This window comes from Thiomicrorhabdus heinhorstiae (assembly GCF_013391765.2).
In the GTDB taxonomy this organism is placed as follows: Bacteria; Pseudomonadota; Gammaproteobacteria; order Thiomicrospirales; family Thiomicrospiraceae; genus Thiomicrorhabdus; species Thiomicrorhabdus heinhorstiae.
This window is the reverse complement of sequence record NZ_JACBGI020000039.1, coordinates 1-14,759: the sequence shown is the minus strand read 5'-3', so window position 1 is coordinate 14,759 and position 14,759 is coordinate 1. Positions and strand designations below refer to the sequence as shown.

Genomic DNA, 14,759 nt, shown 5'->3' with positions numbered 1-14,759 from the left:
CATCGTGCTGTTCAAAGCGATAATCTGGCGATTCTTATTGGATGCATTCACGTTGTCGTGATCGATTAAAGTCAGCTTGCCGATCCCTGCCCTTGCCAAGGCTTCGCAAACAAAGCCGCCGACTCCGCCAACTCCGGCAACCAGGACATGCGCATTCTGTAATTGCTTTATCCCCTGCTCTTCAAAAACCAATAAGCTGCGTTCGAACAGTGCGTCCATATTTTTATCTCACTAAACACGTAAAAAACCAAAAATTTGGCGTGCATTATAGCCGGTTTGCTTGAGAACATCCTCAACCGAATACCCTGTCAGCATAGCAATTTGCTCGGCAACTTTGTTTAAATCACATAAATGTGCAGCATCTTCCCCAGGCAAATGAATGTTCGGATAATCGGTTTCCAGAACAAAATGTTCTAAACTGAAATAACTCACCATCTCATGATACCTGCGAGCGTTTTCACGACAAACGACACCGTTAACGCCAATTGAATATCCAAGGTCGAGATAGCGACTGATCACTTCCCTACTGGCGCCTAAGCCATGCAGAACACCTGCTTTTCCTAAATCATACTGCTTCAGAAGATTGATCATGTCATTATGCGCTTTCTGACAATGCAACGAGACAGGCAACTGATGAGTCTTGGCCATATCGAGCTGCTGTTCTAGAATTGAAAGCTGCAAATCTTTGTTGTGCTTATGCTTGTCAGTAAAATCCAGACCGATTTCACCTACCGCATACACAGTAAGGGAAGATAACTGTCCTTGCAGCACTTGCAGATCATCAGCAGAAGCCGTTTCGACAAACCAGGGATGAATGCCAAGCGCCGGAAGAATATAAGGATTGCCACTATACAGATCGAGTGCTTTTTGCCACTGGCTGACATCCGTTGTGACATTAAGCACCGGATAATCAATAGAATGAAGTTCTTGTGTAGAGGCTTCGACAAGGTGGGCGTGAGTATCAAATAGCATTTTGCTATTTTACGAATTAAACAGGCATAAAAAAAGCCGGACTAACCGGCTTCTTTTAATTTGCTGAGATTACTCAGCGTCGCTGTTGGCTTCAACCGCTGGACGGTCAACCAATTCAACGATTGCCATAGGTGCGTTGTCACCTGGACGGGAACCGCATTTCAAAATACGGATGTACCCGCCTGGACGAGCTTGGTAACGAGGACCTAGCTCATCAAACAATTTACCAACAGCTGCTTTATCACCTAAACGAGCGAAAGCAGTACGACGGTTATGAACGCTGTCATTTTTAGCTAGCGTGATCAAAGGCTCGGCAACTCCGCGAAGTTCTTTAGCCTTAGCAACCGTAGTACGGATTACTTCATGTTCGATAAGTGAAGCAGACATGTTTTTAAACATTGCCTTACGGTGCGCACTGTTACGATTTAACTTACGACCTGATTTACCATGACGCATGATAGCTTCCTTATATTATGCTGACTCTTTGCTAACCAAGCTAGCTGGTGGCCAGTTCTCTAGTTTCGTTCCAAGGCTTAAACCTCTTTGAGCAAGAACGTCTTTGATTTCTTGTAGAGATTTTTTACCCAAGTTTGGTGTTTTAAGCAGGTGCGGTTCTGCACGCTGTACCAAATCACCAATGTAGTAGATTTGTTCTGCTTTCAGACAGTTTGCTGAACGAACAGTTAGTTCTAGATCATCAACCGGTTGCAAGAAGATCGGATCAAACTCGTGCTCTTCTTCTTCCGGAGCGGCCACCTCTTTATGCTTGAGGTCAACAAATGCATTTAGTTGATAATGCAGAACTGTTGCCGCTTGCTTGATTGCATCTTCTGGATCCAAAGTTCCATCAGTTACAACGTCTAAAATCAGCTTGTCCAAGTCTGTGCGCTGCTCAACACGAGCATTTTGAACTTCATAGCTCACGGTATGAACCGGGCTGAAGCTTGCATCCAAACGCAAAACACCGATTTGACTATCACCTTCGGTTTGAGCGGCACGGTACCCCATCCCTTTCTCAACACGCAAAGTCATGTTAAGTTCAGCCCCTTCGGAAACGTGAGCAATCACGTGATCCGGGTTGGCGATCTCAACATCGTGATTTAAAACGATGTCAGAAGCACGAACAATCGCTGGACCTTTTTTATTTAAAGTCAATTCAGCGTCACTGGACGCATTTAGTTTTACTGCAACTTCTTTCAGGTTCAGAAGAATTTCCAAAACATCTTCACGAACCCCTTCAATTGCAGAGTACTCATGTAGAACGCCATCAATTTTGGCTTCTACAATCGCAGCGCCAGGCATAGAAGACAAAAGGATTCGACGTAGAGCGTTTCCAAGCGTGTGACCAAAGCCGCGCTCTAGCGGCTCTAGTGTTACGCGGCTGTGGAAGTCGCTCAAACGTTTAATGTCTACTAAGCGAGGTGTTAACAACTGTTCTAACATCTCTTGCATTAGAGGTTATCTCCGTTTCTAGGTTACTTAGAGTAAAGCTCGACGATCAAGTTTTCTGAGATATCCGCAGACAAATCTGAACGATCAGGAACGTTTTTGAACGTACCTTCGAACGCAGAAGCATTCACTTCAACCCAGCTTACCGCACCAGCTTGCGCTTTCAATTCTAGAGCTTGCGCAATACGAGTTTGGTTGCGAGACTTTTCTCTAATAGAAATGACATCACCTGCATTCACTTCAAAAGAAGGAATGTTTACTGATTGACCATTTACCATAACCGCTTTATGAGAAACCAACTGACGTGCTTCAGCGCGAGTTGAAGCAAAGCCCATACGATAAACAACGTTATCCAAACGACTTTCTAAGATCTGAAGAAGGTTAACCCCTGTAGACCCTTTACGACGATCCGCTTCTTTGTAATAAAGACGGAATTTTTTCTCTAGTACGCCGTACATACGACGAACTTTTTGTTTTTCACGAAGCTGTAAACCGTATTCGGTTACACGCTTACGACCTGCACCGTGTACGCCAGGCAGTTGATCGATTTTACATTTTGACTCGATGCTACGAACACCGCTTTTCAAAAATAGATCAGTACCTTCACGACGAGCAAGTTTACACTTAGGACCAATATATCTAGCCATGTTTACCTCAAATATTAAACGCGACGTTTCTTAGGTGGACGGCATCCGTTGTGAGGAATCGGAGTTACATCAGCAATAGATGTAATTTTGAAACCAGCACTGTGAAGACCACGAACAGCAGAGTCACGGCCAGGTCCAGGACCTTTCACCATAACTTCCATGTTCTTAACACCATAGTCGTGAGCCATTTGACCTGCTCGTTCTGCAGCAACCTGCGCAGCGAAAGGAGTACTCTTACGAGAACCACGGAAACCGCTACCACCAGAAGTTGCCCAGCACAATGCGTTACCTTGACGATCCGTGATCGTTACGATTGTGTTATTAAAACTAGCGTGAACGTGTGCAATTGCATCCGTCACAACCTGTTTTGCTTTCTTTTTAACACGCGAATTTGCTTTAGCCATATCTAATCTCGCAATTATGCTTATCTCTTAATAGGTCGAACAGGACCTTTACGAGTACGTGCATTGGTTTTTGTACGTTGTCCGCGAAGAGGCAGACTACGACGGTGACGAATTCCACGGTAGCAACCCATGTCCATCAAACGTTTGATGTTCATAGATACTTCACGACGAAGGTCACCTTCAATTTTGAATTTTGTAACTTCTGAACGAAGTGCTTCTAACTGATCTTCAGTTAGTTCTCGAACTTTCGTAGACGGTTCTAAGTTAACTGCAGCGCAGATCGCTTTAGCAGTGGTTGAACCAATCCCGTAGATCGAAGTCAATCCAATAACAATATGCTTGTTTACTGGAATGTTTACGCCGGCAATACGAGCCATTTTGACGCTCCCTTTAATTCCATCTACTGAAAAACGCGCTATTATACTCGTCTTTCAATGTAAATACCAGATATATAACCGTTTTTGGTTATTTACCTTTTAATTTCGCTTTTTTCATCATGCTTTCATATTGGCTAGACTGCATTTGAGCTTGCACTGCCGTCATGAAATCCATGACTACAATGACAATAATCAACAGTGATGTTCCACCAAAATAGAACGGAACATTCCAATACAAAATCAAGAATTCAGGCAACAGACACACGGCGGTAATATAAATCGCACCAGCCAGCGTCAATCGACCAAGAATACCGTCGATGTGACGTGCAGTCTGCGCGCCAGGACGGATACCCGGTAAATAGGCACCTGATTTTCTTAGGTTATCTGCAGTCTCATTCGGATTGAAAACAATCGCAGTATAGAAAAAGCAGAAGAAAATAATTGCAAGGGCATAAAGCAATACATAAAGTGGTTGCCCCGGTGACAAAGTCGTAGCAATGTCTTTTAACCAACCCAAGCCTTCAGCACTACCGAACCAACCACCAAGGGTAGCCGGGAAAAGAATAATGCTTGATGCGAAGATCGGCGGGATAACCCCTGCCATATTTAATTTCAACGGCAAATGCGTTTCTTGTCCGCCATACAGCTTACGACCACGCATTTTTTGTGCATAGTGAACAGGAATACGTCGTTGTCCGCGTTCTACGAATACAACGAAGGCGATCACAGCAAAAATCAACGCCAATAGGATGAATACGGTAATCGCATGCATCGCTCCGGTATTAACCTGCTCGAATGTTCCGCCAAGTGCTGCCGGTAAACCTGCAACAATCCCTGCAAAAATAATCAACGAAATACCGTTTCCGATACCACGTTCGGTAATCTGTTCACCCAACCACATTAAGAAAATAGTACCGCCGACCAGTGTCACAACCGCAGTCAGTCTGAAAAGCAGACCCGGATCGATAACAACAGCCATACCGTTAACATTTTGTGATTCGAGCGCTATGGCAACGCCGAGAGCCTGGAAGGTCGCTAAGACCACTGTCCCGTAACGGGTATACTGGGTAATTTTGCGACGTCCTTGCTCACCATCTTTTTTCAATTGCTCTAAAGTCGGAGAAACCACCGTCAACAGCTGCATGATAATCGATGCAGAAATATAAGGCATAATCCCCAAAGCAAAGATGGATAAACGCTCAAGGGCACCCCCTGAGAACATGTTAAACATGTCCAGGATGGTGCCCTTTTGCTGTTCGAACATTGCAGCCAAGGCAATCGGATCAATTGAAGGTACCGGGATGTGTGTACCTAAACGGTACACAATCAAGGCGCCTAAAACGAATAGAATCCGGTTTTTTAAATCACTCATACCTGATGATGCAATTGAACTGTTCATAATTAAGCTTCTACTGTGCCGCCTGCTGCTTCAATCGCCGCTTGGGCACCTTTAGTCGCTTTAATTCCGGATAATTTTACCGCTTTGGTAATTTCACCAGAGTTAACAACCTTAACGACTTTGATCTTTTCACCGATTACGTCAGCGGCTTTAAGCGCTGCGATATCGATTACATCAGCTTCAATGTTCGCCAAGGTATCAAGACGAATTTCTGTCACGTAAGATGACTTGCGTGAAGTAAAACCGATTTTTGGCAAACGACGTTGCAAAGGCATTTGACCACCTTCAAAACCGATTTTCGGCATACCGCCAGAGCGAGATTTTTGACCTTTATGACCACGGCCACCCATCTTACCCCAACCGGAACCTTGTCCACGACCTACGCGCTTACGAGCAGATTTTGAACCTTCTGCTGGTTGTAAAGTATTTAGTTGCATCTTATGCTTCCTCTACTTTAAGCAAATAGGAAACTTTATTGATCATTCCACGATTTTCAGGAGTATCAATAACGCTCACTGTTTGGTGCATCTTTCTTAGACCAAGACCAGATACACACGCTTTATGTGCTGGCAAACGACCGATGGTGCTTTTTACCAGAGTCACTTTCAGTTTCTTATCTGACATCTTACTCACCTAAAATTTCATCGACAGTTTTTCCACGCTTCGCCGCCATCATTTCTGGGCTGCTCATGCTAGTCAAAGCATTAACCGTAGAACGAACAACGTTTACCGGACGAGTCGTACCGATACACTTCGAAAGAACATCTTTAACGCCGGCAGCTTCCAATACAGCACGCATTGCACCACCAGCGATAACACCAGTACCTTCAGAAGCAGGAAGCATAGCGATGTTCGCAGCACCTTGCTTATAGTTGATTGGGTATTGGATTGTTCCGTTGTTCAGAGGAACTGTTTTCATATTACGACGAGCCTGTTCCATCGCTTTCTTGATCGCAACAGGAACTTCGCTAGCTTTACCGCTACCGTAACCTACGCGACCTTCACCATCACCTACTACTGCAAGTGCTGAGAAAGCGAAAACGCGACCGCCTTTTACTACTTTAGCAACACGACGAACGTTTACTAATTTTTCAATTAATCCATCTTGTCCGTCTTGTAATTCACGTGAAGACATAATTTATTATCCTTCCTTTAAAATTCAAGACCGTTTTCACGGGCAGAGTCCGCCAACTGCTGGATACGTCCATGGTATTTAAAACCAGAACGATCGAAAGCTACTGCAGTGATTCCTGCAGCTTTCGCTTTCTCAGCAATTGCTTTACCTACTGCAGCCGCAGCGTCTTTATTACTAGTGTTGCTAATTTCTTTTTTGATATCCGCTTGTACAGTAGAGCTGGAAGCGATAACTTCACCACCAGAAGCAGAAATAATCTGAGCATAGATATGCTGCGAAGTGCGGTGAACGCTCAAACGCGGCATTTTTAGCTCTGTGATTTTTCCACGTGTTCTCTTAGCTCTACGAAGACGGGCTGATTTCTTATCCATACTAATTCCCAGCCTTATTTCTTCTTAGCTTCTTTACGTAAAATGCGCTCATCAGCATACTTAACACCCTTACCTTTATAAGGCTCTGGTGGACGGTATGCACGAATTTCAGCAGCCACTTGACCAACTGCTTGCTTATCCGCACCTTTTACAACGATTTCAGTTTGAGTCGGAGTCTCTGCAGTCACACCTTCAGGAAGTTGGTGAACAACTGGGTGAGAGAAACCAAGAGTCAAATCAACAGTGTTTCCTGCTGCTTTCGCACGGTAACCAACACCAACTAGTTGAAGACGCTTCTCAAATCCTTCCGTAACACCGATCACCATATTGTTGATCACTGAACGGACAGTACCTGCTTGAGCCCAACCGTTTGTCGCACCTTCAACAGGAGCGCAAACGACTTGACCTTCAGACGCGTTGATCACAACTACGTCATTGAATACTTTGGTCAAAGTTGCTTTTGAGCTTTTAACAGTTACTTCAGAACCATTAACCATTACTTCAACGCCGGCAGGTACAGTTACAGGAGCCTTTGCAATTCTAGACATAATTCAAATTCCTTATGCTACGTAGCAAATAACTTCACCACCAACACCCGCAGTACGAGCATCGCGGTCAGTCATAATACCTTTCGAAGTTGAAATTACAGCGATACCTAGACCGCCAATAACTTTCGGTAGCTCATCTTTGTTTTTGTAAACGCGAAGACCAGGACGGCTTACACGCTTAACCATTTCAATAACAGGCTTACCGTTAAAATATTTAAGGTCAACTGAAAGCTCAGCTTTACCTTCATTTTCATTAATGCTGAATGCAGAAATATAACCTTCATCGCTCAATACTTTCGCTAGAGAAGCTTTCATCTTTGAAGAAGGCATCACAACTTTCGCATGGCCGGCCATTTGACCGTTGCGGATGCGAGTCAACATATCAGCGATTGGATCAGACATACTCATAGATATTTATCCTTACCAACTAGCTTTTCTTAAACCAGGAACGTCACCTTGCATCGCCAATTGACGTAGCATATTACGTGACAAACCAAACTTTCTATAAACACCGTGAGGACGGCCAGTCAAACGACAACGGTTTTGACGACGTACCGGTGAACCATCACGAGGCAATTTGTTTAGCGCATCAACAGCATCCATACGTGTACTGAAGTCAACGTCTGGATCCTTGATGATTTTCTTAAGCTCAGCACGCTTCGCAGCGTACTTCTCAACCGCTTTAGCACGCTTCGTTTCGCGAGCAATCATAGATAACTTAGCCATTAGAAAAACCTCTTATTTCTTGAATGGGAAATTAAAGGCTTCTAAAAGAGCTTTCGCTTCATCGTTAGTTTGCGCAGTCGTTGCGAAGTTGATGTCCATACCGCGGATCTTGTCAACTTTTTCAAACTCGATTTCAGGGAAAATAATTTGCTCTTTCAGGCCCAAGTTGTAGTTACCGCGACCGTCAAATGCCTTAGGGTTCACACCACGGAAGTCACGTACACGTGGCAACGCGATGTTGATTAGACGATCTAGGAATTCATACATTCTTTCACCGCGAAGCGTTACTTTACAACCTAGTGGGTAACCATCACGAACTTTAAAGCTTGCAACAGATTTACGGGCCAATGTACGGACCGCTTTCTGACCGGTGATTGTTTCCATGTCAGCAACTGCGTTATCAAGCACTTTTTTATCGCCAATTGCATCGCCCACACCCATATTAATGGTGATCTTAGTCAGCTTAGGGGCTTGCATTGTTGATTTATATCCAAACTGTTCCATCAACTTAGGAACAACTTGATCTTTGTAGACTTTTTGTAATCTTGCCATTTCTCTCTACCCTTTATTAAGCGTCAACCGCTTTACCAGTAGATTTAAAGAAGCGGATCTTGGCTTCACCTTCAACACGGAAACCAACTTTGTCCGCTTCGTTTGTTTCAGGGTTTACCAGCGCCACATTAGAGGCATCAATCGGCATCTCTTTAGAAACGATACCGCCTTGCGCACCAGTCATAGGATTTGCACGGGTGTGTTTCTTAACTAGGTTGATACCATCTACCACAACTTTACCGTTTGCCATAACTGAAGAAACGGAACCACGTTTCCCTTTGTCTTTACCGGCAATAACGATAACTTCGTCACCTTTTCTTAAACGATTCATTACTTCTTCCTTATAGAACTTCAGGAGCCAATGAAACAATTTTCATAAATTTTTCATTACGAAGCTCACGAGTTACTGGACCGAAGATACGTGTTCCGATAGGCTCGTGCTTAGCGTTAAGAATAACAGCCGCATTGCCGTCAAACTTAATCAAAGAGCCATCTTGACGTCGAACGCCACTTGCTGTGCGTACAACAACCGCGTTATAGACATCACCTTTCTTCACTTTACCGCGTGGTGTAGCTTCTTTTACACTCACTTTAATAACGTCACCAACGTTAGCGTAACGACGGTGAGAACCGCCCAACACTTTAATACATTGGACACGTCGTGCTCCGCTGTTATCAGCAACTTCAAGCACTGTTTGCATCTGAATCATGGTGGTTCTCCATCCATAAATTAAAAATTTCGTGTAGCACAAAAACCACTCGAAGGAGCAGTCCCTGATCAATTTCAGGCTTGCTTCCTTAGAGTGGTTTTTTGAAATTCCGCGAATTATACCAGATAATTTTTGGAAATGCTATAAAAGTTAAATTTTCGCTTTTTCGTCGATGCTTACCAAGATCCAAGACTTATTCTTAGAGATTGGTTTTGACTCTTGGATGGTAACAGTATCACCGATACCAGCTGTATTATCAGCATCATGAGCCATGATTTTAGTCGACTTCTTAACGAATTTCTTGTACTTAGCATGCTTGATGAAACGGTTGATAGAAACAACGATTGAATCGTTCATTTTGTTGCTAACAACAACACCTTGCATTGTACGTGCTTTATTTTCTTGACCAGCCATTCTTACTTACTCACTTTTTGACGAATGATGGTTTTAACACGCGCGATAGTACGACGTACTTTTTTCAATTGAGCAGAATTTGCCAATTGACCAGTTGCGTGCTGCATTCTCAAGTTGAACTGTTCTTTCAAAAGTTCAAGCAGTTCAGCGCGTAGCTCTTCAACTGACTTTTCGTTTAGTTCTTTTGCAGTCATTTACATCACCGTTCTTTTTACAACTTGTGTTTTAAATGGTAGTTTTGCTGCCGCTAGCTCGAAAGCTTCACGGGCCAACTTCTCATCAACACCTTGAATTTCATAAAGTACGCGACCTGGTTGAATTTGCGCAACCCAGTATTCAACAGAACCTTTACCTTTACCCATACGAACCTCAAGAGGCTTGTTAGTAATTGGTTTGTCCGGGAATACACGGATCCAAATTTTCGCGCCACGTCTTACGTGACGAGTCATAACACGACGACCAGCTTCGATCTGACGTGAAGTCATACGACCGCGTTCTAAAGCTTTAAGACCGAATTCACCGAAGCTAACTTTGTTGCCAGCTTGTGCTAGACCACGGTTACGACCTTTTTGTACTTTTCTAAATTTTGTACGCTTAGGCATTAACATAGTTAGTATTCCTTTTATTTACGGCCTTTTTTGCCCTTAGATTGGTTGTCTTCAAGAGCTAGCTTACCAAGCTTCTCACCTTTGAAAATCCAAACTTTAACACCGATCTTACCGTAGGTAGTATCCGCTTCAAAAGTTGCATAATCAATGTCAGCACGGAATGTATGAAGAGGAACACGTCCTTCACGATACCATTCTGCACGCGCGATATCCGCACCGTTTAGACGACCAGAAACCGTAACTTTAATACCTTCAGCACCAAGACGCATTGCATTACCAACCGCACGTTTCATAGCGCGACGGAACTGAATACGCTTCTCCAGCTGTTGAGCGATAGACTCACCAACCAATTTTGCATCAAGTTCAGGCTTCTTGATTTCTTCGATATTGATGTTAACCGGCATACCAGTTTTTGCAGTTAGAGACTGCTTCAACTTCTCAATATCTTCACCTTTCTTACCGATAACCACACCAGGGCGAGCAGTATGAATGGTGACACGAATACCGTTTGCAACGCGCTCGATATTGATTTTACTAATCGATGCGTGAGCAAGCTTTTTGTTTAATTCATTACGAATCTCAATATCACTCACCAAGAAGTCAGAATAGTTTTTGCTATCCGCATACCAGCGAGCATTCCAATCTTTAGTGATACCAAGACGAATTCCGACTGGATGTACTTTTTGACCCATTCTGATTCTCCTTACTTATCGCCAACAGTTACAGTGATGTGGCTAATACGCTTCAAGATGCGGTTACCACGACCTTTAGCACGAGCGCGCATACGCTTCATGATAGGGCCTTCATTTACGAAAGCAGCTGTGACTTTCAATTCGTCAATATCAGCACCTTCGTTGTTTTCAGCGTTTGCAATTGCAGAGTTAAGAACTTTCTTAACCAATGCAGCCGCTTTTTTATCACTGAACGCTAGGATGTTTACTGCTGCTTCAACATCTTTTCCACGGATCATATCAACGACTAAACGCGCCTTCTGTGGAGAGATACGAGCAAACTTATGAGTAGCACTTACTTGCATTTTAATCTCCTAAAATTAACGTTTCGCTTTCTTATCCGCAGCGTGGCCGCGGTAGTAGCGAGTCATTGAGAATTCACCTAGCTTGTGGCCAACCATGTTCTCAGAAACGAAAACAGGGATGTGCTCTTTACCGTTGTGAACTGCGATAGTTAATCCAATCATCTCAGGAAGAATCATTGATCTTCTTGACCAGGTTTTGATTGGACGCTTATTACCAGATTCTTGTGCCTCGACCACTTTTTTATACAAGTGGTGGTCAACAAAAGGTCCTTTTTTAACTGAACGTGGCATCAGTGTCCTTCCTTATTTCTTGTTACGACGACGAACAATCATAGTGTCCGTACGCTTATTACTACGAGTTTTCTTACCTTTAGTCGGAACACCCCATGGAGTAACAGGGTTACGACCACCGGAAGTACGCCCTTCACCACCACCATGTGGGTGATCTACCGGGTTCATGGCCACACCACGAACAGTAGGACGAACACCGCGCCAACGCTTAGCACCGGCTTTACCTAGTTTACGAAGACTGTGTTCAGTATTACCAACTTCACCGATTGTCGCTTTACATTCAGCAAGGATCTTACGCATCTCACCAGAACGTAGACGAACCAAAACGTATGAACCGTCTTTACCGGCGATAGATACTGAAGCACCCGCAGAACGAGCGATCTGACCACCTTTACCAGGACGCATTTCAACGTTGTGAACGATCGTACCAACCGGAATGTTACGCAAAGGCAGGCTGTTACCTACTTTAATTGCAACATGATCACCCGCTTCAACTTGCTGGCCAGCTTCTAGACCTTTAGGAGCTAGAATATAAGCACGCTCACCATCCGCATATTTCAACAACGCGATGTGTGCAGTACGGTTAGGGTCATATTCCAAACGCTCAACAGTTGCAGGAACACCTACTTTGTTACGTTTGAAGTCAACCATACGGTAGTGTTGTTTGTGACCGCCACCTTGGTGACGAACCGTAATACGACCTTTGTTGTTACGTCCGCCGCTTTTGCTCTTTTTCTCTAACAATGCAGCGTGAGGCTTGCCTTTGTGCAAAGAAGGTTCAACAACGCTGACGACGAAACGACGACCTGCAGAAGTCGGTTTTGACTTTTTAACAATTGCCATCTGTGAACTCCTTACTCAGCAGACGCAAAATCGATTTCTTGGCCTGGAGCTAGACGAACGATTGCTTTACGCACACCGTTACGTTGACCAGCGCGACCTTTGAAAACTTTGCGCTTACCTTTGATGTTAATCATGTTTACCGACTGAACCTTAACGTCAAACAAAGACTCAACCGCTGCTTTAACTTCTGTTTTAGTTGCATTAGGCACAACTTTGAACACGTATTGCTCAGCAGAATCCGCCATAATGGCTGATTTTTCTGAAACGTGTGGTGCAAGCAACACTTTTAGAATTCTTTCTTGATTCATGCCAATTGCTCCTCTAGTTGCTTAACTGCACCTTGAGTCATTACAACATTCTGGAAACCGACCAGGCTAACCGGATCGATTGAAGCTGCATCACAAACGTCTGCTGCGTAAAGATTACGTGCAGAAAGATACAAGTACTCATCAAAACCTTCAGTTACAACCAACGCATCTGAAACGTTCAACTGTGCTAGTTTGGCTTTAAATTCTTTAGTTTTAGGCGCTTCCACTTTAAAGTCATCAACAACGATAAGGCGACCTGAGCGATTCAATTCAGCGATAATAGAACGCATCGCACCGCGATACATTTTCTTATTTACTTTCTGAGAGAAATCACGGTTGTGACCAGGGAAAGCACGACCACCGCCAACCCATACCGGGCTACGAGTCGTACCGGCACGAGCTCGACCCGTACCTTTTTGACGCCATGGCTTAGCACCACCACCGCTCACTGCTGAACGGTTCTTTTGACCTTTAGTCCCAGCACGTCCTGCGTTCATGTAAGCAGTCACAACCTGGTGAACCAAGGCTTCGTTAAAATCCACACCGAAAAGAGCGTCGGAAACAGAAACAGTCCCGTTTTCTTTACCTGTGGCTAGTTCAATTAATTTCAAATCCATCATGCCCACCTTACTTCACAGCTTTACGAACAATGACAGTACTGTTTTTAGCACCAGGGACTGCACCACGGATCAACAATAGACCGTTTTCAGCGTCCACTTTCACCAAATCCAAGTTCTGTGTTGTTTGACGAACGTTACCCATGTGTCCAGACATTTTCTTACCTTTGAAAACGCGACCTGGAGTCTGGTTTTGACCGATCGAACCGTTAGAACGGTGAGACAAAGAGTTACCGTGAGTTGCGTCTTGCATACCGAAGTTGTGACGCTTAATACCACCTTGGAAACCTTTACCTTTGGTAGTACCAGTTACATCAACTACTGCGATCTCGCTAAAACGCTCAACAGTAAGCTCAGAACCGATTTCCAAACCTTCGATTTCAGATGAATCAGCACGGAATTCCCAAAGACCACGACCAGCTTCTACACCCGCTTTCGCGAAGTGACCGGCAGCAGGCTTGTTAATACGTCCAGCGTGAACTGAACCTGTGGTAACTTGAATCGCAGAATAACCGTCAGTTTCCAACGTTTTGATCTGTGTAATGCGGTTAGGCTCAACTTCGATAACAGTTACCGGAGTCGAAACACCCTCAGCGTTGAATACACGAGTCATTCCGATTTTTTTACCAATGATACCAATAGACATATCATTACCTCATTATTATAAAAATGTCAGTCATTGCGATTGATGACCAACTACGATTTGCTTAACGCAATTCCAATTGAACATCTACACCTGCAGCCAAATCTAGCTTCATAAGAGCATCAACTGTTTTATCAGTTGGGTCTACGATGTCTAGAAGACGTTTGTGAGTACGTAGTTCGTACTGATCACGAGCATCTTTATTGACGTGAGGAGAGATCAAAACTGTAAAACGCTCTTTGCGAGTTGGCATCGGGATCGGACCACGAACCTGAGCACCAGTACGCTTAGCAGTTTCCGTAATTTCACGAGCAGATTGATCAATCAAACGGTGATCAAACGCTTTCAAGCGAATACGAATATTTTGAGTCGCCATAATTTCTTCTCATTTGTATTAGTGTTTAGAAAAACATGCCTTTTTCGGAACATGCAAACTAAGGGTGCGGATTATAACAACTAAATATAATGAAAACAAGCCCTTATTTTTATTATAAAAAAAGGGAGCCGAAGCTCCCTTTTCAATTGATGCTATTGCTAACTAAAAATTTCGAATATTACTCGATAATTTTAGCAACAACACCTGCACCAACAGTACGTCCACCTTCACGGATCGCGAAACGTAGACCATCTGACATGGCGATTGGGTTGATCAACTCAACGGTCATTTGAACGTTGTCACCTGGCATAACCATTTCAGTACCAGCTGGTA

30 protein-coding genes are annotated in these 14,759 nt (G+C 43.9%); all 30 read right to left on the bottom strand.

Annotated features, from left to right (window positions below):
- On the bottom strand, positions 1 to 219 hold a 219-nt coding region (locus H8792_RS11990), incomplete at its 3' end, for a ThiF family adenylyltransferase (RefSeq protein WP_185979204.1).
- A gap of 12 nt (positions 220 to 231) precedes the next feature.
- On the bottom strand, positions 232 to 972 hold the full coding sequence (locus H8792_RS11985; RefSeq protein ID WP_185979203.1) for a TatD family hydrolase: 741 nt from the start codon (positions 970 to 972) through the stop codon (positions 232 to 234).
- 69 nt (positions 973 to 1,041) lie between these two features.
- Complete coding sequence (rplQ, locus tag H8792_RS11980) at positions 1,042 to 1,428, bottom strand: 50S ribosomal protein L17 (RefSeq protein ID WP_185979202.1); 387 nt, start codon at positions 1,426 to 1,428, stop codon at positions 1,042 to 1,044.
- Positions 1,429 to 1,443: 15 nt separating this feature from the next.
- Positions 1,444 to 2,424, bottom strand: coding sequence for a DNA-directed RNA polymerase subunit alpha (locus H8792_RS11975; protein ID WP_185979201.1), 981 nt, complete (start codon positions 2,422 to 2,424; stop codon positions 1,444 to 1,446).
- Positions 2,425 to 2,447: 23 nt separating this feature from the next.
- On the bottom strand, positions 2,448 to 3,068 hold the full coding sequence (rpsD, locus tag H8792_RS11970; RefSeq protein ID WP_185979200.1) for a 30S ribosomal protein S4: 621 nt from the start codon (positions 3,066 to 3,068) through the stop codon (positions 2,448 to 2,450).
- 14 nt (positions 3,069 to 3,082) lie between these two features.
- Positions 3,083 to 3,472 carry a 30S ribosomal protein S11 gene (gene rpsK / locus H8792_RS11965; protein ID WP_185979199.1) on the bottom strand — a complete coding sequence of 130 codons (390 nt, stop codon included), beginning with the start codon at positions 3,470 to 3,472 and terminating at the stop codon, positions 3,083 to 3,085.
- 20 nt (positions 3,473 to 3,492) lie between these two features.
- Positions 3,493 to 3,849: a 30S ribosomal protein S13 gene (rpsM, locus tag H8792_RS11960; protein WP_185979198.1), complete on the bottom strand. Its 357-nt coding sequence runs from the start codon at positions 3,847 to 3,849 to the stop codon at positions 3,493 to 3,495.
- Between the two features lie 88 nt (positions 3,850 to 3,937).
- Complete coding sequence (gene secY / locus H8792_RS11955; protein WP_185979197.1) at positions 3,938 to 5,248, bottom strand: preprotein translocase subunit SecY; 1,311 nt, start codon at positions 5,246 to 5,248, stop codon at positions 3,938 to 3,940.
- A 2-nt stretch (positions 5,249 to 5,250) separates the two neighbouring features.
- Complete coding sequence (gene rplO, locus H8792_RS11950) at positions 5,251 to 5,685, bottom strand: 50S ribosomal protein L15 (RefSeq protein WP_185979196.1); 435 nt, start codon at positions 5,683 to 5,685, stop codon at positions 5,251 to 5,253.
- 1 nt (position 5,686) lies between these two features.
- Positions 5,687 to 5,872 carry a 50S ribosomal protein L30 gene (gene rpmD / locus H8792_RS11945; RefSeq protein ID WP_185979195.1) on the bottom strand — a complete coding sequence of 62 codons (186 nt, stop codon included), beginning with the start codon at positions 5,870 to 5,872 and terminating at the stop codon, positions 5,687 to 5,689.
- A 1-nt stretch (position 5,873) separates the two neighbouring features.
- Positions 5,874 to 6,383 (bottom strand): 30S ribosomal protein S5, encoded by a 510-nt coding sequence (gene rpsE, locus H8792_RS11940; protein ID WP_185979194.1) that lies wholly within the window; start codon positions 6,381 to 6,383, stop codon positions 5,874 to 5,876.
- Between the two features lie 17 nt (positions 6,384 to 6,400).
- Positions 6,401 to 6,754: a 50S ribosomal protein L18 gene (rplR, locus tag H8792_RS11935; RefSeq protein WP_185979193.1), complete on the bottom strand. Its 354-nt coding sequence runs from the start codon at positions 6,752 to 6,754 to the stop codon at positions 6,401 to 6,403.
- Between the two features lie 14 nt (positions 6,755 to 6,768).
- Entirely contained in the window at positions 6,769 to 7,302 is a 534-nt protein-coding gene (gene rplF, locus H8792_RS11930) for a 50S ribosomal protein L6 (RefSeq protein ID WP_185979192.1), read from the bottom strand.
- Positions 7,303 to 7,314: 12 nt separating this feature from the next.
- The gene (gene rpsH / locus H8792_RS11925) at positions 7,315 to 7,710 is read right to left on the bottom strand and encodes a 30S ribosomal protein S8 (protein ID WP_185979191.1); all 396 of its coding nucleotides are present in this window, start codon (positions 7,708 to 7,710) and stop codon (positions 7,315 to 7,317) included.
- Between the two features lie 12 nt (positions 7,711 to 7,722).
- A complete protein-coding gene (gene rpsN, locus H8792_RS11920; protein WP_185979190.1) occupies positions 7,723 to 8,028 on the bottom strand; it encodes a 30S ribosomal protein S14 in 306 nt (101 codons plus the stop codon).
- A 12-nt stretch (positions 8,029 to 8,040) separates the two neighbouring features.
- Positions 8,041 to 8,580 (bottom strand): 50S ribosomal protein L5, encoded by a 540-nt coding sequence (gene rplE / locus H8792_RS11915; RefSeq protein WP_185979189.1) that lies wholly within the window; start codon positions 8,578 to 8,580, stop codon positions 8,041 to 8,043.
- A 16-nt stretch (positions 8,581 to 8,596) separates the two neighbouring features.
- Positions 8,597 to 8,911: a 50S ribosomal protein L24 gene (gene rplX / locus H8792_RS11910; protein ID WP_185979188.1), complete on the bottom strand. Its 315-nt coding sequence runs from the start codon at positions 8,909 to 8,911 to the stop codon at positions 8,597 to 8,599.
- 10 nt (positions 8,912 to 8,921) lie between these two features.
- Complete coding sequence (gene rplN / locus H8792_RS11905) at positions 8,922 to 9,290, bottom strand: 50S ribosomal protein L14 (protein ID WP_185979187.1); 369 nt, start codon at positions 9,288 to 9,290, stop codon at positions 8,922 to 8,924.
- Positions 9,291 to 9,440: 150 nt separating this feature from the next.
- Positions 9,441 to 9,704, bottom strand: a complete 264-nt coding sequence (rpsQ, locus tag H8792_RS11900) for a 30S ribosomal protein S17 (RefSeq protein WP_185979186.1) — start codon at positions 9,702 to 9,704, stop codon at positions 9,441 to 9,443.
- Positions 9,705 to 9,706: 2 nt separating this feature from the next.
- Positions 9,707 to 9,898, bottom strand: a complete 192-nt coding sequence (gene rpmC / locus H8792_RS11895; RefSeq protein ID WP_185979185.1) for a 50S ribosomal protein L29 — start codon at positions 9,896 to 9,898, stop codon at positions 9,707 to 9,709.
- Complete coding sequence (rplP, locus tag H8792_RS11890; protein WP_185979184.1) at positions 9,899 to 10,312, bottom strand: 50S ribosomal protein L16; 414 nt, start codon at positions 10,310 to 10,312, stop codon at positions 9,899 to 9,901.
- Positions 10,313 to 10,326: 14 nt separating this feature from the next.
- On the bottom strand, positions 10,327 to 11,004 hold the full coding sequence (gene rpsC, locus H8792_RS11885) for a 30S ribosomal protein S3 (RefSeq protein ID WP_185979183.1): 678 nt from the start codon (positions 11,002 to 11,004) through the stop codon (positions 10,327 to 10,329).
- A gap of 11 nt (positions 11,005 to 11,015) precedes the next feature.
- On the bottom strand, positions 11,016 to 11,348 hold the full coding sequence (gene rplV / locus H8792_RS11880) for a 50S ribosomal protein L22 (RefSeq protein ID WP_185979182.1): 333 nt from the start codon (positions 11,346 to 11,348) through the stop codon (positions 11,016 to 11,018).
- Between the two features lie 15 nt (positions 11,349 to 11,363).
- A complete protein-coding gene (rpsS, locus tag H8792_RS11875; protein ID WP_173284028.1) occupies positions 11,364 to 11,639 on the bottom strand; it encodes a 30S ribosomal protein S19 in 276 nt (91 codons plus the stop codon).
- 12 nt (positions 11,640 to 11,651) lie between these two features.
- Entirely contained in the window at positions 11,652 to 12,482 is an 831-nt protein-coding gene (gene rplB, locus H8792_RS11870; protein ID WP_185979181.1) for a 50S ribosomal protein L2, read from the bottom strand.
- Positions 12,483 to 12,493: 11 nt separating this feature from the next.
- Positions 12,494 to 12,790, bottom strand: a complete 297-nt coding sequence (rplW, locus tag H8792_RS11865; protein ID WP_185979180.1) for a 50S ribosomal protein L23 — start codon at positions 12,788 to 12,790, stop codon at positions 12,494 to 12,496.
- Positions 12,787 to 13,407 (bottom strand): 50S ribosomal protein L4, encoded by a 621-nt coding sequence (rplD, locus tag H8792_RS11860; RefSeq protein WP_185979179.1) that lies wholly within the window; start codon positions 13,405 to 13,407, stop codon positions 12,787 to 12,789. The genes rplW and rplD overlap by 4 nt, the downstream gene beginning before the upstream one ends.
- A gap of 10 nt (positions 13,408 to 13,417) precedes the next feature.
- Positions 13,418 to 14,053, bottom strand: coding sequence for a 50S ribosomal protein L3 (rplC, locus tag H8792_RS11855; protein WP_185979178.1), 636 nt, complete (start codon positions 14,051 to 14,053; stop codon positions 13,418 to 13,420).
- Between the two features lie 61 nt (positions 14,054 to 14,114).
- The gene (gene rpsJ, locus H8792_RS11850; protein WP_028485243.1) at positions 14,115 to 14,426 is read right to left on the bottom strand and encodes a 30S ribosomal protein S10; all 312 of its coding nucleotides are present in this window, start codon (positions 14,424 to 14,426) and stop codon (positions 14,115 to 14,117) included.
- 178 nt (positions 14,427 to 14,604) lie between these two features.
- Positions 14,605 to 14,759, bottom strand: a 155-nt coding sequence (locus H8792_RS11845; protein WP_456119858.1) for an EF-Tu C-terminal domain-related protein, incomplete at its 5' end; no start/stop codon positions are given.